Below are 22486 nucleotides of genomic sequence, written 5' to 3' on the forward strand. Positions count from 1 at the left end.
CGGCACGGGGTGGGGGAGCAGATACCGTTTTTGTAGCCAGCCGAAAGATTACTCGGACAATTTGTAAGCCAACACGTAATCGCCCTGCCTGGTCCCCAGCGAACCATGCCCGCCGGCCATGACCAGCACGTACTGCTTGCCGTCCTTGCCGGTGTAGGTCATCGGCGTGGTCTGGGCGCCCGCCGGCAGGCGGCCTTCCCAGAGCTGCTTGCCGTTTTTCACGTCATAGGCGCGCAGGTACTGGTCCAGGGTGCCGCTGAGGAAGGCCACGCCACCGGCGGTGGTGAACGTTCCGCCGAGGCTCGGTACGCCCATGCTCAGCGGAATCGGGACCGGCGAGCTGTCGCGCACGGTGCCGTTCTTGTGCATCCAGAGGGTCTTGTGGGTGGTCAGGTCGACCGCCGCGACATAACCCCAGGCCGGTGCCTGGCACGGCAGGCCCATCGGCGACAGCAGCGCTTCGAGGATGACGCCATAAGGCGCGCCCTTGTTCGGCTGTACGCCTTCGGTTTCGCTCTTGCGCGGGCCCTGGGAAGCGATTTCCGCCGCCGGGATCAGCTTGGAACGGAAGGCCATGTAGCTCGGGTTGACGAAGGCGATCTGGCGCACCGGATCCACCGAGATGCCGCCCCAGTCGAACACCCCGAAGTTGCCCGGGTAGACGATCGAACCTTGCAATGAAGGCGGGGTGAACGGGCCTTCATAGCGCAGCGACTTGAAGTCGATCCGGCAGAGCATCTGGTCGAACGGCGTCACGCCCCACATGTCGCGCTCCTTGAGCGGTGGCGGCATGAAGTTGAGGTCGGACTTCGGCTGGGTCGGCGAGGTGTGGTCGCCGGCGACCGCGCCCTGTGGCACCGGAATCTCGTTGATCGGCACGATCGGCTGGCCATTGCTGCGGTCCAGCACGTAGATGCTGCCCTGCTTGGTCGAGGCCAGCACGGCCGGCTTCACGCCGTCGGCGGTTTTCAGGTCCATCAGGGTCGGCTGGCCGCCGACGTCCATGTCCCACAGGTCGTGGTGGGTGAACTGGAAGGTCCAGCGCACATGACCGGTGTCGATATCCAGGGCGGTCAGGCCGGCAGCGAATTTCTCCGAGTCCGGGGTGCGGTTGCCGCCGAACTGGTCCGGCGTCTGGTTGCCCATCGGCAGGTAGAGCATGCCGAGCTTTTCATCGACCGCGAACATCGACCACATGTTCGGCGAGTTGCGGGTGTAGGTCTTGCCCGGAGCGATCGGGGTGGTGTCGTCCGGGTTGCCGCTGTCCCAGTTCCACACCAGCTTGCCGGTGTGCACGTCGAAGGCGCGGATCACGCCGCTGGGCTCGTCGGTGGAGACGTTGTCGGTGACGTGGCCGCCGATCACCACCAGGTTGCGGGTGACCGCCGGTGGCGAGGTGGAATAGTAGCCGCCGGGCGCGAAGGCGCCGATGTTGGCACCGAGATCGATCTGGCCGTGGTCGCCGAAGTCTTCGCACATCTTGCCGGTGTCGGCGTTGAGGGCGATCAGGCGGGTGTCGGCGGTGGGCAGGAAGATCCGCCGCGGGCACTGGTTTTCCTGGCCGGTGGCGGTCAGGCGGCCGGTCGGCGCGTTATCGGCAGCCAGCGCGGCCGTGGCTGCGGTCGGAGCGGGCGACGCGGCATCGGCGATGTAGGCGTTGTCATCGTGATACGCCACGCCACGGCAGGTCATGTGCGCCCAGCCCTTGAAGTTCGCCGCCTTCTGCGTCGAGAGCTTCGGATCGAAGCGCCAGATTTCCTTGCCGGTGTCCGGGTCGAGCGCGATCACCTGGCTGTGCGGCGTGCACACATAGAGCATGCCGTTGACCTTGAGCGGGGTGTTTTCCGCCGTGGTTTCGCCGGGATCGTTCGGCCCGGGGATGTCGCCGGTGCGGAAGGTCCAGGCCGGTACCAGCTTGTGGGCGTTCTGCGGCGTGATCTGCGCCAGCGGCGAGTAGCGGTCGCCGTGGGCGCTGCGGCCGTAGGAGTTCCAGTCACCGTCGGCCATGGCCGGGGCGCTGCTCTTCATGCCGGGCACGCTGTCGCGGTCGAGCTGGCCCTTGATTTCGCCAGGGTTGGTGAACTGGCTGGCAACGGCGGTGGCACCCGCCAGGACCACGGCGACACCCAGGGCGCCGGTGCCCATCGGTGCGGCGCCGCTGTGCAGCAACGGGCGGCGGAACCATGGCAGCAGCATGACGATGCCGAGGGCGAACAGCAGGGCCAGGCGTGGCACCAGTTGCCACCAGTCCAGGCCGACTTCCCACAGGGCCCACAGGGTGCTGGCGAACAGCACCAGCGCGTAGAGACCCAGGGCCGCGCGGCGTGCCGCCAGCAACAGGCCGCCGGTCAGCAGCAGGCCGATACCGGCCAGCAGGTAATACAGCGAGCCGCCCAGCAGGCTCAGCCTGATCCCGCCGGCCAGCAGGGCCAGGCCCATCAACAGCAGCACGACACCGAGCAGGCTCGGTAGCAGGCGGCTTCGATTCGAAGCACGGTCAGTGCTCATGGTTTGGTTTCTCCGTGATATTGAAGGTGTTCCGCTCTGTAATCACTTTAGATGACGATACATTGCGGACTTGGTTCAGATAAAAAGCTCGAGCTGACTTTCACGCGAATGCCGCAACCGGCAGGGCCTGGTCACGGGGCGGGAAGTCGAGGATGGAAACCGGGACGTTTTCAGCGGTAAGGATCGCAGATTAAACGATTCAGTTGTTAGCTTGCTAAGGATAAGGCCATGTCAAAACGGAAAAAAGAGGGTTCCCTGACATGGATCGTTTCAGATTCGGTAACAGTCTGTGGATGGCGAGGTGCAGCGTCGCCAGCTTGTGGCGAGCAGGCTTGCCTGCGCTGGGCAGCGTAGCAGCCCTGAAATCTGCAAATCCGTTCGATCAGGCAGACTGCATCGGCCGGGTTGGGGCTGCTTGGCAGCCCAGCGGGGGCAAGCCCCCTCGCCACAAGTGGGGGCTTGCTCTCTTGTGCAGAGGAGCAAGCCTGAGGGTAGGTGTCAGAAGGTGGTACGCAGGCCGAATTCGATGCTGCGGCCCGGTGCCGGAGCGATGTCACGCAGGATCGAACTGGCGTAGCGCACGGTCTGGTTGGTCAGGTTGTCGCCCTTGACGAACGCCAGCCACTGGCTGCTGCCGATATCGAAGTGGTAACCGGCACTGGCACCGAAGGTGGTGTAGGCCGAGGTGCCGGACTCGTTGGACGGTACCCGTCCCTGGCCCGCCGCATGCTCCACGTCGATCCGCGCCTGCCAGCGATCCAGCTCCCACAGCAGGCCGCTGTTCAGGCGTAGCGGAGCGAGCCGTGGCAGGGCCTCGCCGGTATCGAGGTTGGTGGCGCGGGTGTAGTCGCCGGACAGTTCCAGGGCGAACTTGCCGTAGGCGCCTTCCCCGAGTTTCCAGTGATCCTGGGCCTCGAAGCCGGCGAAGCGCGCCCGCACGCCGGAATAACGGTACTCGGGAATGCCGTCGGCATCTTCCTCGCCGTCATCGTTGAGGGTACGGCCACTGCCGAGCAGCCCGATGTAGTTGGAGAAGTGGCTGTAGAACACACCGAAGCTGCCCTTGTGGGTACCGTTGTCGAAACGCAGGGCCAGGTCGCTGGACACGGCCTTTTCCTTCGCCAGGTCGGGGTTGCCGACTTCATAGGTGCCGGTGGCGACGTGGGCGCCGTTGGCGTACAGCTCGTAGAAGGTCGGCGCGCGTTCGGTGTAGCCCAGGGTCGCGGCCAGGGCCCAGACCGGAGTCAACTGGTAGACCGCCCCGGAGGACAGGCTGCCGGCGGTGAAGCTGTTGTTTCGCGCGGCATTGGCAAAACGCTCGTTGCCCTTGGCATCCGGGTCGATTCGCGTGTGTTCCAGGCGGCCGCCGAGGCTGAAGGTCAGGCGTTCGCTGGCCTTGAGTTCTTCCAGCAGGAACAGCGCGCCGGCGTCGGTGTCGGTCTGCGGCACGAAGGCTTCCTCGCCCAGCGCGGAGAATTCGTTGCGACTGACCTGAGCACCGACCACCCCGTTGAACGGACCGATCGGCAGGTGGCGGGCCTCGACCCGCGCCTCGTAGCCCTTGTTCTTGAAAATCGTGCCGGTTTCGCCGCCCTCGATTTCCCGGTGCTCGTAGTCGGTGTAGCCGGCATCGAGTTTCACCGAACTGAACGGCCCTTCCAGATTGCGGATTTCCGAGGCGAAGGCGTAGTGATCCTGCTGCATGCGGATGCGCACGTCCTGCTCGGCCGGAGAACCGTAGTTGCTGTCGTAGTTGCTGTAGGACAGTCCGGCGTAACCGTTATCCCAATGGTAGGAACCCCCCACGGCACCGCCGTCCTGGCGGCCGTCGCTGTTGCCCAGGCGGCCCTTGCGTTCGTCGCCGTCCTCGCTGGCGGGAGCGTTGCGGCTGCGGGCGTAGCCGGGAATGCGCAGGTCGTTGAACTCGCGGGCGTTGGCGTCCAGATGCAGGGCGAAGGTGCCGTCGCCGGCCTCCAGCTTGCCGGCACTGCTGCGGGTGGTATCGGCGCCGCCGTAGCGCAGTTCGCCGGCACCGTGGATGCCGTCGACGGGCGTGGTGGGAATGCGGTTGTCGAAGGTGTTGACCACCCCCCCGATGGCACTGCCGCCGTAGAGCAGCGCCGCCGGGCCTCGGACGATCTCGATCCGTTCGACGTTGACCGGATCCAGCGGGACCGCGTGGTCATAGGACAGCGCCGAGGCATCCAGTGCGCCGACGCCATTGCGCAGCAGGCGGATGCGATCGCCGTCCTGGCCACGAATGATCGGTCGGCTGGCGCCCGGGCCGAAATAGGACGATGACACCCCCGGTTGCTTGTTCAATGTTTCGCCGAGGCTGCCTTGCTGCTGCAGGGTCAGGTCGTCGCTTTCGAGCACGGTGCTGGGCGCGGCGGGCTGGTCACTGCCCAGGGGGTTGGCGGTGATGACCTGGGGTTGCAACTCCAGGGCGTGGACCGGGCCCGCCATCAGCAAGGCGGCGGCCAGCGGAGTCAGGCGGGTACGCAGGGGAGAGGAGAGGGACATCGATGTTTCCTTGGCAAGCGCGGTGCGAAGCGCATCGTTGAGTCGAAAGAACAGGCAGATAACGGAGCGGACGGTCCGATGAATGATTATGGTTTGTTATAACGTAACATATTTTATCCATTTTAAAACACTGTCCGGGCAAGGTGTTTCGACAGGGCTAGTGGCCTGTACGGTTGATTCGGATATTTGAATTCAAGTCCAAGGGTTTGCCAGTCAAGGCGCCATGACGAGTCGTAGCAGGGCTACGGCGAGGAGTGGCAACGCAGTCTGGCAAGGACTTGGGCCGAAGTTGAGTATTCGAATTGGCCACACAGGCCGCTAGACTCAATAGAGGGCCGTTCCCGAGCGATCGCGCGGCTCAAGAGTGGCCTGGCCCGCCGCGGCTCTTCCCCCTGGCGAGGGCCTCGGCTAAGGTGCGCGCCTTGTTCCCTTTCCTTACTGAAGGTTCGGCATGACCGAAACATCCAACAATCCGCTGCACGGGGTGACCCTGGAGCAGATCCTCAATGCCCTGGTGGCTCACTACGAGTGGTCGGGCCTGGCCGAGCGCATCGATATCCGTTGCTTCAAGAGCGATCCGAGCATCAAGTCGAGCCTGACTTTCCTGCGCCGGACGCCGTGGGCGCGGGAGAAGGTCGAGCGGTTGTACGTGAAGTTGATGCGCACCAGGCGCTGAGGTCCTGCCGTGGAGTCGAAGCTCGTGCCTGGCCTCTTGCGCTGCGCCTGTCCGCGTGCCGTGCTGATGGTTGCGGCGGTGCTGGGCTGGAGCGGCCTGGGCATCCAGATGTACCTGATTCTGATCTCGCGCTGGCAGGCCGGGGCGAGTCTGCTCGGTGGGCTGATCACCTTCTTCAGCTTCTTTACCGTGCTGACCAATACCCTGGTGGCGGTGGTGCTGACCTGTGAAGTGACGTCGCGCGATTCGGCAGGCCGGCGCTTTTTTCTCAGGCCGTCGGTGCGTACGGCGATCGTCGCCAATATCGTCGTGGTGGGCCTGGCCTACAGTCTGTTGCTGCGTTCCTTGTGGCATCCCCAGGGCTTTCAGTGGTTGGCCGATGAACTGCTGCACGACGTGATGCCGGCGCTGTTCGTGATCTACTGGTGGAGCTGCGTGCCCAAAGGGACCTTGCGGTTCTGGCAGGTCTTGCCATGGCTGGTCTATCCGCTGGTGTATTTCGGCTATGTCTTGCTGCGCGGGCACCTGATCGGCGCGTATCCGTATCCCTTCATCGATGTCGACCGGCTGGGTTATCCCCAGGTGCTGGTCAATGCCGGGCAGATCCTGCTGGGGCTCGTGCTGGTGGCGCTGGTGCTGATCGGTGTGGATCGCTGGGGCGGAAAGCGAAGGACTTGAGGGGAACCGGTTGTGGCGAGCGGGCTTGCCCGCGCTGGACCGCAAGGCGGTCCCAAGCCCGGCTGGCCGGGTCTGCCAGGGGGATTGGGGGGCAGATTTTGGGGCTGCTACGCACCCCAGCGCGGGCAAGCCCGCTCGCCACAGTCGGCCCTGCCACCAGTCGGCCCTGCCACCAGTCGGCCCCGCCACAGTCGGCCCTGCCACAGTCGGCCCTGCCACGGTCGGCCCGCCTTTGAGCGCGGGCCTGTTTCCAGTGCTCAGTCTTCGGCGCTGTCGTCCAGTCGCCAGTAGCCCGCAGCCTTGACGAACTCCTCATCCAGGCCGTGGGTGTCGAGCAGTACCCGGCGTACCTTGCGCGACAGCGCGGCCTCGGTGGCGACCCAGGCGTAGAGGCGGCCGCTCGGCGGGGTCAGTCGCTCGACGGTTTGCAGCAGGTCTTGCCCCGGCGCGTCGCGGCGCACCCAGATCACCTCGACCTGTGCCGGGCTGTGCAGCACCTGCTGCTCCGCTTCATTCTCCACCTCGACCACCACCAGCGCCCGCCGGTTGGCCGCCAGGCCTTCCAGGCGCCGGGCGATGGCCGGCAGGGCGGTTTCGTCGCCGACCAGCAGGTAGCTGTCGAAGATGTCCGGGACCACCAGCGAACCCCGTGGCCCACCGATATGCAGGAACTGGCCGGGCGCGGCCTGCTCCGCCCAGGTCGAGGCAGGGCCGTCGCCGTGCAGGACGAAGTCGATGTCCAGCTCGCCCAGTTCCAGGTCGTAGCGGCGTGGAGTGTAGTCACGCATGGCCGGCAGCGGGCCGTTGTCCTTGGCGCCGATCACCAGGGTTTCCAGGGCGGCCCGTTCGGCGGCGGTCTGCGGGAAGAACAGCTTGACGTGGTCATCCGTGCCCAGGCTGATGAAACCCGCCAGCTCCGGACCGCCGAGGGTGATGCGGCGCATGCGTGGCGTCAGGTCACGCACCCGCAGCACTTCCAGGCGGCGGCGCTTGATTTCGTGCATGACCCGATGAATCGCTTGCTGATTGACCTCATTCATTGCGCTTTCTCCGAACTGGGCCGGGCGGATACCTGACCATCGACGATGGCCTTGGCGGTGTTGTTCAGCAGGTCGCGGACCCGCAGGATTTCCTCCGGGCTCCAGCGCCCGTGATGCAATTGCAGGGCGTGGCGCAGGTTGTGCACGGCCTCGTGGATTTCCGGCGGCCGGTCATGGCCACGCAGGGAACGTTTGCTCACGTCGATTCTGGTGCGCACACCGTCGAGGGCAACGGCCTGCTCGCGCAGGAACTGGCGGCCGGCGTCGGTCACGCCGTAGCGCTTTTTCCCGCCCTCGGCGTCGCCGCTGATCAATTCGCTCTCCTCCAGGAAGGTCAGGGTCGGGTAGATCACGCCGGGGCTCGGGCTGTAGGCGCCGTCGAACATGCCTTCGATCTGGCGGATCAGGTCGTAGCCGTGGCAGGGCTGTTCGGCGATCAGCGCCAGCAACAGCAGTTTCAGGTCGCCCGGGGCGAACACCCGTGGGCCGCGACCGCCGCGTTCACGGCCGGGACGGCGTTCGAAGCCGTCATGGCCGTCGCCGAATTCGCGGTGGTGGGGATGAGGGTGATGCTCTCTCATTTTCTCTTTCTCCTCTGTTCTTAAGATATACCGTAAGATATATCTTGCAGTTGGTGCAATAAAAACCGACGAACGTAGCGAAGGACGGGAGATCGGCCGAGAAGGACAGGCAGTGAACGACGCCCTCCATAGGCGGAAGAACGTGGTTTTTTCGTTGATGTTCCTGGGATTTTTCTTACGCAAAACTGCGAAAAGCACTCTGAGCAAGCCAGGGAGCGCTCCGTACCATGCCGCCAGGTTTCAAAAAGGCGGTGTTTATCATGTCCAGGTTAGTGTCAGTGGTGCTGTCGCTGTGGGTTCTGGCGGGCTCCTGGTCCGCTCATGCGAACCTCAAGCCGGCACAGGGCTCACCGGCCAAGGTGAAGGCGGAGTCTTCCATCGACAGCGTGGTCGATCGTGCCCATCAGTTGATCGGTACGCCGTACCGCTGGGGCGGTATGTCGGTCAAGGGGTTCGATTGCAGTGGGCTGCTGGTCTATCTGTTCCAGAACGAGGCCGATATCAAGCTGCCCCGGACCACGGTGGGCATGCGCCGCTCCAGTGCCAAGACGGTTCAGCGTGGCAGCCTGAAGCCGGGTGACGCGGTGTTTTTCAATCGCAACGGGCAGGGCAATGTCAGCCATGTCGGACTGTATGTGGGCGAGGGCAAGTTCATCCACTCGCCGCGCAGCGGCAAGAGCGTGCGTATCGACTCGTTGAACAATGCCTATTGGAAGAAGAGCTACACGCTGGCGAAGCGTTTTCACAGCGCCAACTGATTGGAAGAGGTGTTGGCCTTGCCGCCCTCTTCGCGGATAAATCCTGCTTGTGTCTTTAGGGCAGATAAAATCAGAAGTGAGAGGGTGGATGGCAAGCTGATAATCCGCGGTGCCCTGGAGCACGTGTGGGAGCCGGATTTATCCGCGAACGGGGCCACCGTGGCTACCGGTGCGCCACCGCCTGCGGCTTGCACAATGTACTGCTGTCCGGCTGCAGATAATCGGTCAGTATCGGTGCCATCCCCTTGAGCACCTGCACCGGCAACGCCGAGGTGAACTTGAAGTTCTCCGCCGAGCGTCCCGGCACGAAGGCGGTCAGGGTGCCGAAGTGGTGGGCACCGATGTAGAAGACGAAGGTCGCGGTGCGGTTGATCGACTTCGAACTCAGCACCCGTCCACCCGCGCCGATACTCTCTATCCGGTTATCCCCGGTCCCGGTCTTGCCACCCATGGCCAGCGGGGTGCCGTCGGGCTGCCTGAAACTGCCCGAAACCCGCCGCGCCGTCCCTGCATCCACCACCTGCGACAAGGCTTCGCGCAGCGCCGTGGCAACCTCGGAGGGCATGACCCGCTTGCCCTTGCCCGGGTCGTTGGTCACCCGGGTTTCATACGGCGTGTTGGCGGCGAAGTGCAGGCTGTCGATGCGCAGGGTCGGCAGGCGCACGCCGTCGTTGAGGATGATGCCGATCAGTTCGGCGAGCGCCGCCGGCCGGTCGCCGGAGCTGCCGATGGCCGTGGCCAGTGACGGCACCAGGTGGTCGAACGGATAACCGACCTGCTGCCAGCGTCGATGGATGTCGAGGAATGCCTCGATCTCGACCATCACCCGGATGCGGCTGTCGCGGGCGCTCTTGTGCCGGCTCTTGAACAGCCAGCCGTAGACCTCCTGGCGTTCGAACTCGCTGGCGGCCACCGCCTGGCTGAACCTGGCCTGCGGGTTTTTCAGCAGGTAGCCCAGCAGCCACAGGTCGAGCGGGTGGACCTTGGCGATGTAGCCCTGGTCCGGCAGGTCGTAGGCCCCGGGGCCGTAGCTCCTGTAGAGCTTGGCGAGGCGTTCGTCGCTGATTTTCTCGGTCTTCAGGTGGGCCCGTATGAAGGTATCGAAGGCTTTCTGTGGCGCCTCCGGCAGCAGGTAGCGATGTACGGCCGCCAGGCGAATCGGTGTCGGGTGCATGCTGTCGAGAAAGGTCTCCAGGCGCTCCTGGGAATCCTTGTTGCGGTATTTTTTCCAGAACCTGAGCATGAACGCCGTGCCTTCGCGGTCGGCGAAGCGGGCCAGGTATTCCTGGCGACGGGGGTTGTCGTCGTCCTTGAGCAGTTCGGCGCTGTTGTCCGGGCCCTGGTAGGTGCTGTAGCGCACCAGATCGCGCATCAGGCGGATGAACGGCAGGTTGATCGACTCGCGCAAGGCTTCGCGCAAGGTCGGGTTGCGGCCATTGTCTTCGTTGCGGAAGTTGTGGAAACGATGCAGGCCGCCGCCGGTGAAGAAGCTTTCGCCGGGGCTTGCCGAGTACTGCCGGTTCAAGGCCGCGTCGAGCATGGCGGGCAGGTTGCGTTCACTGTTCTGGGCCAGATAGTCCAGGGCCCAGCGGGTGATCCGGTCCTGTTCGTCGACTTCGACCTTTTTCAGTTGCGCCGGCGATTGGTCGCCATAGCGATCATGCAGTTCGGCAATGATCTGCAGGTAGGTGGTCAGTACCCGCAGCTTGGCGGTGGAGCCCAGTTCCAGCTTGCTGCTTTCGTTGATGTCGAAGGGCTGGTCGGTGCTGTCGGTCTGCACCCGAACCCGGTAGCTGTCCGGGGTCAGTTCGAACAGGGTGAAGCTGTAGCGCACCTGTTGGGTACTGCTGGCGGTCAGCAGGCGATCGCCAAGCAGGCCGATGGACTTGGCGAACTCCGGATCCGCCAGTTTCCTGAGATAATCGCTGACCTGGCCCTGCAACTGTGCCTGCAAGGTGCTGGTGGCCGACAGGTCGAGGCGGTCGAGGTCGTAGAGCGGGCGGTCGAGCATTGCCGCCAGTCGGCTGCGGGCGACGCTGATGCCCTTGTTCGACTCGATCGGCTGGATCGTCGGCTCCTGCACCCAGTCGCGGTAGCTGACCTGACTCGCCAGCGCCGCGGCGGCCAGCGGCGCGTCGATGATGCCGTTCTGGGCGAGCAGGCGCAGGTGGCTGTCGGTCAGTTCGGCCAGTTCGGCACGGCCTCGGGCCAGGTAGTACGAGGGACGGCGCTGGGCGATCATCAGCGAGAGCACTTCGCGCAGCGCCAGGCCGCGTTTGGCCAGGCTCGGCGGATCGCTGGCGGTGCTGCTCAACTGCGCATTGACCTCGGTGAAGTCGGCGCCGTACCAGACCCGCAGTCCCTCGGCCAGACCATGTACCTCACCGTGCCCCGGCACGGCCGACAAGGGCACGCTGTTGAGGTAGTCGCGGACCACGTTGCGCCGGACCTCCAGGGTCTGTGGTCCGCCCTGGTACGCGCGCACGCTGGCGGAAATCATCTGGCGGATCTTCTCGCCGCCGGACAGGGTCAGGCCATCGGGTGAGTGTCGATACTTTTCCAGTTGCGTCGCCAGGGTACTGCCGCCGGCGCTTTGCCCACCGATATGCAGGAACTTGCCGATCTGCGACAGCACCGCCTTGCCGAAGCGCGGCCAGTCGACGGCGGGGTTGGCCTGGGGCTGGTCGGGGTCGAGCAGGTCGCGGTTCTCGATGAACAGCAGGCTGTCGACCACCACTGGCGGAATCGCCGCGAAACTCCCGTAGAGCTGCTGCGGATAGTCGTACCGGTAGAGTCCGGCGCCGCGGCAGTCGGTGATTGACAGGCCGGCCTGGATCTTCTCCGCGTAGGGCACGAAGAAGCCGGCCTTGCTGTAGTCGAGCAGGGCGGGGGAGAAGCGTGCCTGTGCCTCGACCAGGTAGCCGCGCTTGGCCAGCCGGCCGAGAAAAGCGCCCAGGTCGCTATAGCCCAGGCGCTTGTCGAAGGGCCCGGCGCCGGGATAGAGCATCGAGTCGCTGGGGCCGTTGGCCATGGAGTAGTCGAGCTCGCCGGCAAAGCGGCTGATTTCCCGGGCCTGGAGCCTGGCGGTGCGCATCTCCCGGGAGGCGGCAACACCCAGCAGGATCACCGCGAGCAGCATCACCAGCCAGAACAGGCGCCACCAGAGTCGTCGCTTGCGGGTTTTTTTCGGTACAGGCGCTTCATCCGGACTGTCGGTTGCTGGCACAGTCCTGGTCGAATCTGAGTCCCACGGAGCGCCCATAGTCGATTCATCCATACGCAGATTGATCGCACTTGCCTGAAGCTTAGACGCTGGGAAAGGGCTGCGAAGATTTTGTTAATACGGTCAGTTATTTCCTGCACAAAGCACTACTTCTGCAAGAACATGCCGGGAACACGACGTCTGCCATGGTTGTGGTCGGCGCTCGGAAAGCCGCGGAATAGAGCTGTGCGTGGGCGGGAGGGGAAAAAGGCTGGGGACATGACGCGAGCTGCACGGCGTGCAATACTCGTTCGCGTTTTTCGTCCGGCCGGGTCCGCTTCAGCCAGCTAATGCACCTCTGTTTTCAGCGCTGTGGCCGAGATTTCTCGCTGAATATTCTGATTTATAGAGTGAAAAGCCCTGCCGTCGGATTCCTATACTGCACGCCCCGCCGATCCCGCCGGTTTTCCCCACGGGACGGGCCCGCTCACGAAGCGGATCCGCGGTCGGGAGCCCGGGCTCACCCGCTCGCCTGCTCCTCTGTTCGGTGGCCAATATCCAATAACAAGACGAGGTTGTACCCATGCCAGTTGGCACCCACCTGCCCCACGGCGAGACCGCTCAAGGCGGCCCGCTCAAACGTGAACTCGGTGAACGGCACATACGGCTGATGGCGCTCGGTGCCTGTATCGGCGTCGGTCTGTTCCTCGGTTCGGCCAAGGCCATCGAAATGGCCGGCCCGGCGATCATGCTGTCCTACCTCATCGGTGGCCTGGCGATCCTGGTGATCATGCGCGCCCTCGGTGAAATGGCCGTGCACAACCCGGTGGCCGGCTCCTTCAGCCGTTATGCCCAGGACTATCTCGGCCCGCTGGCGGGCTTTCTCACCGGCTGGAACTACTGGTTCCTGTGGCTGGTGACCTGCGTCGCGGAGATCACCGCGGTGGCGGTGTACATGGGCGTCTGGTTCCCCGACGTGCCGCGCTGGATCTGGGCGCTGGCGGCGCTGCTGAGCATGGGCACCATCAACCTGATCGCGGTGAAGGCCTTTGGCGAGTTCGAGTTCTGGTTCGCCCTGATCAAGATCGTCACCATCATTGCCATGGTGATCGGCGGTGTCGGCGTGATCGCCTTCGGCTTCGGCAATGACGGCGTGGCTGTGGGTATTTCCAACCTCTGGACGCATGGCGGCTTCATGCCCAACGGGGTCAGTGGCGTGCTGATGTCGCTGCAGATGGTGATGTTCGCCTACCTGGGCGTGGAGATGATCGGCCTGACCGCCGGTGAGGCGCGCAACCCACGCAAGACCATTCCCAATGCCATCGGCTCGGTGTTCTGGCGCATCCTGCTGTTCTACGTCGGCGCGCTGTTCGTGATCCTCTCGATCTACCCGTGGAACGCCATCGGCACCCAGGGCAGCCCGTTCGTGATGACTTTCGAGCGCCTGGGCATCAAGACCGCCGCCGGCATCATCAACTTCGTGGTGATCACGGCGGCGCTGTCGTCCTGCAATGGCGGGATCTTCAGCACCGGGCGCATGCTCTACAGTCTGGCGCAGAACGGCCAGGCGCCGGCGACCTTCGCCAGGACTTCGAGCAATGGCGTGCCGCGTCGCGCGCTGCTGCTGTCGATCGCGGCCCTGTTGCTGGGCGTGCTGCTCAACTACCTGGTGCCGGAAAAGGTGTTCGTCTGGGTGACGTCGATCGCCACTTTCGGTGCGATCTGGACCTGGGTGATGATCCTGCTGGCGCAGTTGAAATTCCGCAAGGGGTTGAACCGCTCCCAGGTCGCGGGCCTGCAGTACCGCATGTGGCTGTACCCGGTCAGCTCGTACCTGGCGCTGGCGTTCCTGGTGCTGGTGGTGGGTCTGATGGCGTACTTCCCCGATACGCGCGTGGCGCTGTACATCGGCCCGGCGTTCCTGGTGCTGCTGACGCTGTTGTTCTACGTGTTCAAGCTGCAGCCGAATGAGGCTTCACCGGCTGCGAATCCGGCGGCGTAAAGCTCGGTTGGAAACAGAAAGCCCCGGTCCTTTGGCCGGGGCTTTTTTGTGTTTTCGACGTTGGGAGTCGTCTGAAGTCTTTTATTTGGCTGACGGGCGTCTTCGCGGGCAAGCCACGCTCCTACAGGGGCGAGGTCGTACGTTGAACCTGTGTACACCCCCAATCCTGTAGGAGCAGGGCTTGCCCGCGAAGACGCCCGTGACCACACTGCAACATTCGCAGTGCCAGCCGGCTCAGGCCGGAACGGCCCGCATCGGCTGGCCCAGGCGCTTGTTGAAGTCCAGCCAGGCGCCGAGCAGGGCCAGCAACCCGGCGCCGGCCAGGGCGGTGCAGACCTGCATGGCGAAAGCATCGTCGGCCAGGGCGTTGACCATGTCTGCCAGCGGCGCCAGCAGCACGCCCAGGCAGAACACCTCCAGCGAGTAGCGGCCCATGCGACCGGTCTGCCGTGCCAGCCAGTGCTGGGTCCAGTTGCCAGCGGGCAGCAGTTTCGCGGTGACGTAGGCCAGTGCGAGGAAGTGCAGCAGGCGTACCGGTGACAGGTCGGTCTTGCTGATCGGGTACAGCCAGTCGCTCAGCGTGGCCGGCATGACGGCGTTATGGATCTGCGGCCAACGCCAGGACAGGGTGATGACCCCGGCAGCCAGCGAATAGGCCGCGGCCGCGACGAACAGTGGCTGGCGGGCCAGCGCCCGGTTATCCGGCAGGCGTGGTCGCTGGCTGTGGAGCGCCGCCGCGCCACCGAGGATGAACAGCAGTTGCCAGGTGACCGGATTGAAGTACCAGACCCCATCGCCGATTGCCGCCAGGTTCCAGCCCAGCGAGGGAGCGAGCAGGTAGACCGTCAAGGACACGGCCACCACCACCAGCGGCAGGCGCAGCAGTAGCGGCAAGATCAGCGGCAGGCCGAGCAACAGCACGATGTACAGCGGCAGCGGGTCCATCAGGTTCGGCTTGAAGCGCAACAGCAATTCATCAGTCAGCGCCTGTTCGGGATGGCTGACGAAATGCTGCAGGCCCATTTCCTGGATCAGGTCGCGGGTTTCCACGTGGCTGTTGGCGAAGAACACGATGCCCATCAGCATCGCCAACAGGAAGATGTGCACCACATACAGTACCCAGGCTCGGCGCAGGATCTTCACGCAGGCGATCAGGTAGCCGTCGCGCTGCAGGATCTTGCCATAGGCAAGGACGGCGGCGTAGCCGGCGAGGAACACGAACACCTCCGCCGCATCGCTGAAACCGATGTTGCGCAGGGTGATCTGGCCCAGTGGGTTGTGCGGCACGTGATCCCAGAAAATGAAGATCAGTGCCAGTCCGCGAAAAAAGTCGATGCGCGGGTCGCGTCCGTTCAGCATGGCAGCGGGCTCTGTGAAGAATGTTGAATATGACCGCGACGGCTGTCGGAAATTGCACGACCCGGGCGGCGGCGCGCAGGGTGGCGTGAATTGTGAAGAATTGCAAAGTCGGGGTATTACTGAATGTCACAGTTTTCTGCCAGTCGCTGTTCGACGGGTAACGAATGGACCGGCCGCTCCGAACCTGTCGAGAGGGCCAGCCCGAGGTATCACTTGCTGTCGAGGAAATGCAGGACGGCGGCGTTGAAGAACGCCGGATCCTGCAGGAACGCGAAGTGGCTGGCATTGGGCAGGATCAGCAGGCCGGCCCCGGGAATGGTTGCCGCCATGTACTCGGTATTCTCGCGCTTGATCGCCTCGTCGCGATCACCGTCGACGATCAGCACCGGGGTCTTGATCTTCGCCAGGTCGGCATCGCTCCAGTTCGGCTGGCTGGCCCACATGTGGCTGATCTGCTCGACGAAGGCGTCGTACTCCCTCGGCGTTGGCGACAGTTTCACGTATTCCTTGCCGGCCCGTTCGATATAGGCGGCGAAGGTCGGGTTCTTCTCGACGTTCTCCTTCACCCCGGCGGTGGTGCTGTTGGCGGCGAAGGCGAAGATCTTGCCGACGCGGGTTGGGTGACGGATCGCCAGGTCGAGGCCGAGGATCGCGCCGTCGCTCCAGCCGACGATGTCGGCCCTGGCGATCTTCAGGTGGTCGAGCACGGCGACCACGTCGTCGGCCATCAGGTCGTAGCCGTAGGGGCGGCTGTCGCGCGAGCTGCGGCCATGGCCACGACTGTCGAGGGTGATCACCGTGTGTTTCGCCGCCAGGGCCTTGACCTGGTTGCCCCAGTAGTCGGAGTTGGCGAGGCCGCCATGCAGCAGCACCACCGGTGAGCCGTGACCGGTGCGGGTGTAGTAGAGCCGGACGCCGTTGACGTTGGCATGGCCGCTCTTGACACCGGCAACCGGGGCCGGTGTCGGCGGCAGGGTTTCCCAGCGTTCGGTGGCCTGGGCCAGGCCGAACGACAGCATCAGGCAGGCGGCGGCGATGAAGCGATTTCCCATGTCGATCTCCTGTTGGTGAAAGCCAGAACTCGTCTGTACCTGTCATTTCTGACAGTAGACAGACCCACCGGGCAATCCTAGGCTGTGTATGAAATTGTTTGAAACGCAGGTTAGGCAAGGCAAAAACCGGCGAGGAACGGCCGGGGTCGCGCCCGACTTGACTGGTTGTCAATGAGCATTCCGAGCCGGTTTTTAACGCCGTATAACCAAGTTTCAAGCGATTTCATACATAGCCTAGTGTTGAGGAATCGCCACGCTGGTATTGCGTAGTACGTGGACGCCCATCCCGGTCTTTATTCGGACGGAGTCTGTTCGGCTGCGAAATGGATGACATAGCCATGCGTGTGCTGCCCAAGAATTTTTCGACCTATGTTTATATCGGGGTGCTCAATACCCTGATCCACTGGTGTGTCTTCCTGGCGCTGCAGGCAGGCATGGCGCTCAGCCAGGCCAGCAGTAACCTCTGTGCGTTTGCCGTGGCGGCCACGTTTTCCTTCCATGCCAACGCGCGCTGCACCTTCAGGCGGGCGGCCTCGTTGCCGCGTTATCTGGCCTTCGTCGCTTTCATGGCAGTCCTCAGTTTTACCACCGGCTGGCTGGGTGATCAGTTGACCATGCCAGGGCTGCTGACACTGGTGGTGTTCTCGGCGGTCAGCCTGGTACTGGGCTACTGCTATTGCAGTCTGGTGGTCTTTCGGGACAAGACCAAATGAAAATTTCCCTGGTTGTGCCCGTGTACAACGAGGAGCAGGCCATCCCGCTGTTCTACGAGGCGGTGCGGCGGGAACTGCTCGCCGAGCCGTATGAGGTCGAAATCGTTTTCGTCAACGATGGCAGTACCGATAACACCGAAAGTGTGGCCCAGTACCTGGCGTTACGGGACAACGACACCCTGCTGATCAATTTCTCCCGCAACTTCGGCAAGGAGCCCGCACTGTTTGCCGGCATCGAGTTTGCCAGCGGTGATGCGGTGATCCCCATCGATGTCGACTTGCAGGACCCGATCGAAGTGATTCCACGCATGGTTGTCGAGTGGCTGAACGGCGCCGATGTGGTCCTGGCCAAGCGCCGCAGTCGTTCGACGGACAGTTACCTGAAACGGCAGTCGTCCACCCTTTTCTATCGGGTGATGAACCGGATTGCCTACCCGCATATCGAAGAAAACGTCGGCGACTTCAGGCTGATGGACCGCAAGGTCATCGACGTCATCAAGAAGTTGCCCGAGTACCAGTTGTTCATGAAGGGCGTGCTGTCCTGGGCCGGGTTCAGTACCCGAGTCATCGAGTACGACCGGGCTCCACGGATCAATGGCAAGAGCAAGTTCAATGGCTGGAAGCTGTGGAACCTGGCATTGGATGGCATCACGTCGTTCAGCACGCTACCGCTGAGGTTATGGACCTATATCGGGGGGCTCATCTCGTTGGGCTCGTTGCTGTATGCGCTCTACATGGTTTTCGACAAGCTGCTCTTCGGTAACGCGGTGCCGGGTTACCCCTCGCTCATGACGGCCATTCTGTTCCTGAGTGGGGTACAGCTCATTGGTCTGGGCATTTTGGGTGAATACATCGGCAGGATTTATATCGAGGCAAAACATCGGCCGCGATATGTGATCAGGGAGACGGTGGGAAAAAACTTTCCGGGAAGACCGTCAAACACAGAATGGAGGGCAATTCGTGAGCATAATGAGTGACATCGCGCCCGTTGCCTTGAAAGCCAAACGCTCCCGCATCCTGCTGGGGGGCGTTGTCGCGATTCTCAGCGTATCGATAGTGGTACGATTTCATTGGTTGACCAATGCCTCCATCTGGTCAGACGAAGGCTTCAGCCTGGAGTTGATTACCTATCCGCTCACCGATATCTGGAGTTTGAGCGGCCGGGACGTGCATCCCCCGCTTTTTTACATGCTTCTGCGTGGGTGGGTCGCCTTGACCGGCAGCAATGCGTTGATCTGGACTAGAGGCTTCAGCGCCGTACTTGGAATAGCCAACGTCGGGCTCGGCATCTGGTTGGCGCGAATGGTTTCAACACCGCGGGCCGCCATGGCGGCTGGCTGGTTGCTGGCGTTGTTACCCATAGCGGTACGATACAGCCAGGATATACGCATGTATGCGTTGATGGGGGTCGAGCTGACGGGAGCCACCATCGCGTTGGTGTATTGGGTACGCAAGCCACAAAAGAATATTTACCTGGTCATCTACGTCTTGTTGATGTCGAGTGGGTTGTATACACACTATTTTTCGATTTTCTGCGCACTTTCCCACTGGTTGTATCTGTTATTGATCCGGCTGCCGGTTCATGGAAAATATCGACATATCGAGAGCCCTGGGTGGTGGCTGGCAAATGTAATGATTGCCATTCTTTATTTGCCATGGTTGTCGAACATGCTGGCTCAGTTAAGTACCTTCGGCGTGGGTTGGATTCAGCCCGTTTCCAGTTATAGTTTGCCTTCTGCAATATGGCGGTTCTTGACCGTTAATGATGGGCGCGACGGCAATGTGTTGGTCTATTGGCTGGTGCCGATCCTGTATCTGACAGGCGGAAGTATCGTGATATGGAAAGACCGCAGTCATTGTTCAGTACACACCCTGATTGTTATCTGCGGTTTTTTGACGATGGCAGTCGCTTTCCTGTTTTCCTTCTATGTTCCGGTATTTGTAGAACGATATTTGTTTTTTTCTGCATTGATGATGCCTGTTGTCGTAGCGATAGCGTTGGATAGACTGCGTAACCAACCGGGGTTTGTCATGGCGGTATGCGCCTTGTCGGCGGTAGAGGTTTTCGGTTTGGGCCATGTTTATAGTCAGCAGCATACGATGAATAACCCTTATAGGGTCGAGGACAATAGGCTGGCTGAGTTGATGGCGTACTTTGATGCCAAGTCCCTTGATGGCGATGTGTTGGTGGTGGGCGATGCCTATTTGTTCTATGCTGGACATTTCTATAATAAGCAGCGGAAGACTCTGTTGTATTGCTCGCCGCCGGAATGCAATAGGGCGGAGTTTTCAAGCTTTTTTGCACCCATGATGAAGTATGGTAATGATACTTATGTCGAGTCTCTGGATCGTGTCGAGTCGGTGACAGGTCGCGTATGGTGGCTTGACTATTCCGATAAAAACCAGGATGCGGGAACTGGTTTTTTCGGATGCTGGCATCAGATCAATCAGTTATCGATGGGGGATAATGTTCTAAGGTTGTACAAGACCTGTTCGGCGATGCGAAATTGACAAACGAATGAAGCAAGTTCTACTTGGCTTGCATCATTCGGTTGTCGTTTCGTTCTACTTGAGTGATTGGAGCATCGACTTGCCTACGCCGCATTCGGCTCGAAGCTGTCGGCCCGGGCCATCTGCCACATGCGCGAATAGAACTTGCCGTTGACCTCGCCGGTGAGCAGTTCGCCGGGCTTGAGGAACACGTGCAACTGCGAGAACAGCTTGATCTCGGTGGCGGACATGCGCCGTACCAGATGCTTGGCTTCCAGTTGCGAAGGATGCTGCAGCCCCGCGGCGGCGAGCATTTCGGCCAGGGCCCTGAGGGTGTTGCGGTGGAAGCTGAACACCCGCTGGGCCTTGTCCGGCACCACCAGGGCGCGCTGGCGCAGCTTGTCCTGGGTGGCGACGCCGGTCGGGCACTTGTTGGTATGGCAGCTCTGCGACTGGATACAGCCGATGGCGAACATGAAGCCGCGCGCCGAGTTGGCCCAGTCGGCGCCGATGGCCAGCACGCTGGCGATATCGAAGGCGCTGACGATCTTGCCACTGGCACCGAGCTTGATCTTGTCCCGCAGGTTCAGGCCCACCAGGGTGTTGTGCACGAACAGCAGGCCCTCGCGCATTGGCGACCCCATGTGATCGGTGAATTCCACCGGCGCGGCGCCAGTGCCGCCTTCCTTGCCGTCGACGACGATGAAGTCCGGGAGAATGCCGGTTTCCAGCATCGCCTTGGCGATGCCCATGAATTCCCAGGGGTGACCCAGGCAGAACTTGAAGCCCACCGGCTTGCCGCCGGACAACTCACGCAGTTGCGCGATGAAATGCATCATCTCGATCGGCGTCGAGAAGGCGCTGTGGCTTGACGGCGATACGCAATCCTCACCCATCGGTACGCCACGGGTATCGGCGATTTCGCGGGTGACCTTGTGCTTGGGCAGGATGCCGCCGTGGCCGGGCTTGGCACCCTGGCTCATCTTGATCTCGATCATGCGTACCTGCGGGTTCTGCGCCTGGGCGGCGAACTTCTCCGGGTCGAAGCGTCCGTCGCTGGTGCGGCAACCGAAGTAGCCGCTGCCGAGTTCCCAGGTCAGGTCGCCGCCATGTTCGCGGTGATAGGGGCTGATGCTGCCTTCGCCGGTGTCGTGGGCGAAATTGCCGAGCTTGGCGCCCTTGTTCAGTGCGCGGATGGCATTGGCGCTGAGGGAGCCGAAGCTCATCGCCGAGATGTTGAACACCGAGGCCGAGTACGGCTGCTTGCACTGCGGCCCGCCGACGGTCACCCGGAAACTGCCGGGATCGCTCAACGGCGCCGGGCGCATCGAATGGCCGATGAATTCGAAGCCCGACTCATAGACGTCGATCAGAGTACCGAAGGGCTTGTCGCCACCTTCGTTCTTGGCCCGTGCGTACACCAGCGAGCGCTGGGAGCGTGAGAAGGGCAGGGCGTCGCTGTCGGATTCGAGCAGGTACTGGCGGATTTCCGGGCGGATGCCTTCGACCAGGTAGCGGATATTACCCAGGATCGGGTAGTTGCGGCGCACCGCATGGCGGCTCTGCAGCAGGTCGAACAGGCCCAGCAGGCTCAACAGCCCGGTGAGCAGGGCGAATGGCCAGAGCCAGTCATGTTCCAGGAACGGCAGGCTGGCGAGGGTGAAGATCACGCAGCCGGCAAAGAAGGCGTAGCGGCTCAGCAGAGACAGGCTCATACGGTTTCCTTGTGTTCGGATTCATCAGATCGGTCAGGCATTCTGCGCTTGCAGAAATATCGAGAACAGCTCGGACTGGGACTTGATCCCCAGCTTGCTGTACATGTGTTTCTTGTGGACTTTCACGGTCTCGATGGAGATCTCCAGCTTGCGGGCGATCTCCTTGCTCGAGCAGCCGCTGAGCATCAGGCGCCCGACGTCCAGCTCGCGGGCGGTCAGTTGTGCCCCCTTGAGCTGTTGCACCGAGGCTTCGAGCTGGATGCGCCAGTCGCCTTGCGAAGGTGTGGCCGGCGTGGCGTTCTCCAGCTGCAGTTCATACGGCAGGCGCTGGCGCAACAGGCCCAGCACCCAGGGCTGGATCAGCGACAGCAGGGCGATCTGCTCGTCGCTGAAGCGGCGGGTGGAGCCCAGCGACAGGCACAGGGTACGGTCGTCGTCGAGCTGGCAGTTGAACTGGATCTCGTCGGCCACCACGTTCAGGCGGAAGTAGCGCTGGTAGTACTCGGTCAGCTCGAAGTGTTCCGGGGCGACCTCGGCCAGGCGGAACAGGCCGGTGCGTGCCTGTTCGCGGCTGGCGATGTAGAACGGGTCGAGCAGGTACAGGCCCTTGAGATAGTCCTGGAACAACTGGTCGGGGCTGCCGTCCTCGCCCGGGCATTCGGCGAACACTTCCGGGCGGCCCTGGCTGCTGAACAGCAGGGCGACCCAGCTGTCGAACGTGACGTAGCGGTTGAGCAGGCGCACCAGTTGCGTCCAGAAGTTGGGCCGGTCCAGAGCCTCGATCATTTGCCCCACCGAACGGTGCCAGGCGATGTCATCCAGCGACAGTGTCATTCATCTACCCCTATCGAGTTACCCCGGCGGCGTGATTCCCATGGCCCGGCGCGGGTGCGCATACTGCGGCCACAGGTCATGACCGTGCACTTATTCTGCCAGTTCGGCGAAGCGTGCCGATGAAACAAAACAAGGAATACCCATGAAAGTCGAACTTGCTCAACTGGCGGGCCGGGACAACGATACAGCTTACAACCTCGAGCGCGCCCTTGCCGCTATCGCCGCCTGCGCCGCCGACACCCGGATGATCGTGTTCCCGGAGACCCACCTGATGGGCTTCCCCACCGCCGAAACCGTGGCCCGGGTCGCCGAACCGCTGGACGGCCCGACCGTGCGCGCGGTGCGGCAGGGCGCC

General features: G+C 62.7%; 17 protein-coding genes. 8 read left to right on the forward strand and 9 right to left on the reverse strand.

What is annotated here, in order from left to right:
* Window positions 1-48: 48 nt before the first annotated feature.
* Both K675_RS0105245 and K675_RS0105250 read right to left on the reverse strand, forming a co-directional pair.
* Window positions 49-2508, reverse strand: coding sequence for a glucose/quinate/shikimate family membrane-bound PQQ-dependent dehydrogenase (locus K675_RS0105245; RefSeq protein WP_017902460.1), 2460 nt, complete (start codon window positions 2506-2508; stop codon window positions 49-51).
* A gap of 498 nt (window positions 2509-3006) precedes the next feature.
* The gene (locus K675_RS0105250) at window positions 3007-5031 is read right to left on the reverse strand and encodes a TonB-dependent receptor (RefSeq protein WP_017902461.1); all 2025 of its coding nucleotides are present in this window, start codon (window positions 5029-5031) and stop codon (window positions 3007-3009) included.
* A 451-nt stretch (window positions 5032-5482) separates the two neighbouring features.
* Between K675_RS0105250 and K675_RS0105255 the strand changes: the two genes are divergently transcribed.
* The gene (locus tag K675_RS0105255) at window positions 5483-5707 is read left to right on the forward strand and encodes a VF530 family DNA-binding protein (RefSeq protein ID WP_017902462.1); all 225 of its coding nucleotides are present in this window, start codon (window positions 5483-5485) and stop codon (window positions 5705-5707) included.
* Window positions 5708-5773: 66 nt separating this feature from the next.
* Window positions 5774-6385 (forward strand): Pr6Pr family membrane protein, encoded by a 612-nt coding sequence (locus K675_RS0105260; RefSeq protein ID WP_051070737.1) that lies wholly within the window; start codon window positions 5774-5776, stop codon window positions 6383-6385.
* 257 nt (window positions 6386-6642) lie between these two features.
* Here K675_RS0105260 and K675_RS0105265 read toward each other — a convergent pair whose 3' ends face one another.
* Together K675_RS0105265 and K675_RS0105270 are read right to left on the reverse strand one after the other, a co-directional pair.
* Entirely contained in the window at window positions 6643-7425 is a 783-nt protein-coding gene (locus tag K675_RS0105265; RefSeq protein WP_017902464.1) for a siderophore-interacting protein, read from the reverse strand.
* Entirely contained in the window at window positions 7422-8006 is a 585-nt protein-coding gene (locus K675_RS0105270; RefSeq protein ID WP_017902465.1) for a PadR family transcriptional regulator, read from the reverse strand. Before K675_RS0105270 ends, K675_RS0105265 begins: the two co-directional genes overlap by 4 nt.
* Before the next feature lie 260 nt (window positions 8007-8266).
* On the opposite strand from K675_RS0105270, the gene K675_RS0105275 reads away from it, so the two are divergent.
* On the forward strand, window positions 8267-8764 hold the full coding sequence (locus K675_RS0105275) for a C40 family peptidase (protein ID WP_026144950.1): 498 nt from the start codon (window positions 8267-8269) through the stop codon (window positions 8762-8764).
* Between the two features lie 163 nt (window positions 8765-8927).
* On the opposite strand, the gene K675_RS0105280 is transcribed toward K675_RS0105275, so the two are convergent.
* Window positions 8928-12026, reverse strand: coding sequence for a transglycosylase domain-containing protein (locus tag K675_RS0105280; protein WP_026144951.1), 3099 nt, complete (start codon window positions 12024-12026; stop codon window positions 8928-8930).
* A gap of 523 nt (window positions 12027-12549) precedes the next feature.
* On the opposite strand from K675_RS0105280, the gene K675_RS0105285 reads away from it, so the two are divergent.
* A complete protein-coding gene (locus K675_RS0105285; RefSeq protein ID WP_017902468.1) occupies window positions 12550-13968 on the forward strand; it encodes an amino acid permease in 1419 nt (472 codons plus the stop codon).
* 234 nt (window positions 13969-14202) lie between these two features.
* On the opposite strand, the gene K675_RS0105290 is transcribed toward K675_RS0105285, so the two are convergent.
* Both K675_RS0105290 and K675_RS0105295 read right to left on the reverse strand, forming a co-directional pair.
* A complete protein-coding gene (locus K675_RS0105290) occupies window positions 14203-15327 on the reverse strand; it encodes an OpgC domain-containing protein (RefSeq protein WP_017902469.1) in 1125 nt (374 codons plus the stop codon).
* Window positions 15328-15536: 209 nt separating this feature from the next.
* Window positions 15537-16379, reverse strand: a complete 843-nt coding sequence (locus K675_RS0105295; RefSeq protein WP_017902470.1) for an alpha/beta fold hydrolase — start codon at window positions 16377-16379, stop codon at window positions 15537-15539.
* A gap of 338 nt (window positions 16380-16717) precedes the next feature.
* Here K675_RS0105295 and K675_RS0105300 point away from each other — a divergent pair, with 338 nt between their 5' ends.
* The 3 genes from K675_RS0105300 to K675_RS30415 are packed head-to-tail and all read left to right on the forward strand — an operon-like array spanning window position 16718 to window position 19603.
* Window positions 16718-17092 carry a GtrA family protein gene (locus K675_RS0105300; RefSeq protein WP_017902471.1) on the forward strand — a complete coding sequence of 125 codons (375 nt, stop codon included), beginning with the start codon at window positions 16718-16720 and terminating at the stop codon, window positions 17090-17092.
* Window positions 17089-18069, forward strand: coding sequence for a glycosyltransferase family 2 protein (locus K675_RS0105305; protein WP_017902472.1), 981 nt, complete (start codon window positions 17089-17091; stop codon window positions 18067-18069). Before K675_RS0105300 ends, K675_RS0105305 begins: the two co-directional genes overlap by 4 nt.
* Window positions 18053-19603, forward strand: a complete 1551-nt coding sequence (locus K675_RS30415) for a glycosyltransferase family 39 protein (RefSeq protein ID WP_157383908.1) — start codon at window positions 18053-18055, stop codon at window positions 19601-19603. The genes K675_RS0105305 and K675_RS30415 overlap by 17 nt, the downstream gene beginning before the upstream one ends.
* Before the next feature lie 83 nt (window positions 19604-19686).
* Here K675_RS30415 and K675_RS0105315 read toward each other — a convergent pair whose 3' ends face one another.
* Together K675_RS0105315 and K675_RS0105320 are read right to left on the reverse strand one after the other, a co-directional pair.
* Window positions 19687-21297 carry an FMN-binding glutamate synthase family protein gene (locus K675_RS0105315; protein ID WP_017902474.1) on the reverse strand — a complete coding sequence of 537 codons (1611 nt, stop codon included), beginning with the start codon at window positions 21295-21297 and terminating at the stop codon, window positions 19687-19689.
* Window positions 21298-21330: 33 nt separating this feature from the next.
* Window positions 21331-22131 (reverse strand): helix-turn-helix transcriptional regulator, encoded by an 801-nt coding sequence (locus K675_RS0105320; RefSeq protein WP_017902475.1) that lies wholly within the window; start codon window positions 22129-22131, stop codon window positions 21331-21333.
* 142 nt (window positions 22132-22273) lie between these two features.
* Here K675_RS0105320 and K675_RS0105325 point away from each other — a divergent pair.
* Window positions 22274-22486, forward strand: a 213-nt coding sequence (locus tag K675_RS0105325) for a nitrilase-related carbon-nitrogen hydrolase (RefSeq protein ID WP_026144953.1), incomplete at its 3' end; no start/stop codon positions are given.

The sequence above is a fragment of the Pseudomonas fuscovaginae SE-1 genome, from assembly GCF_000364705.1.
Taxonomy (GTDB): domain Bacteria; phylum Pseudomonadota; class Gammaproteobacteria; order Pseudomonadales; family Pseudomonadaceae; genus Aquipseudomonas; species Aquipseudomonas fuscovaginae_A.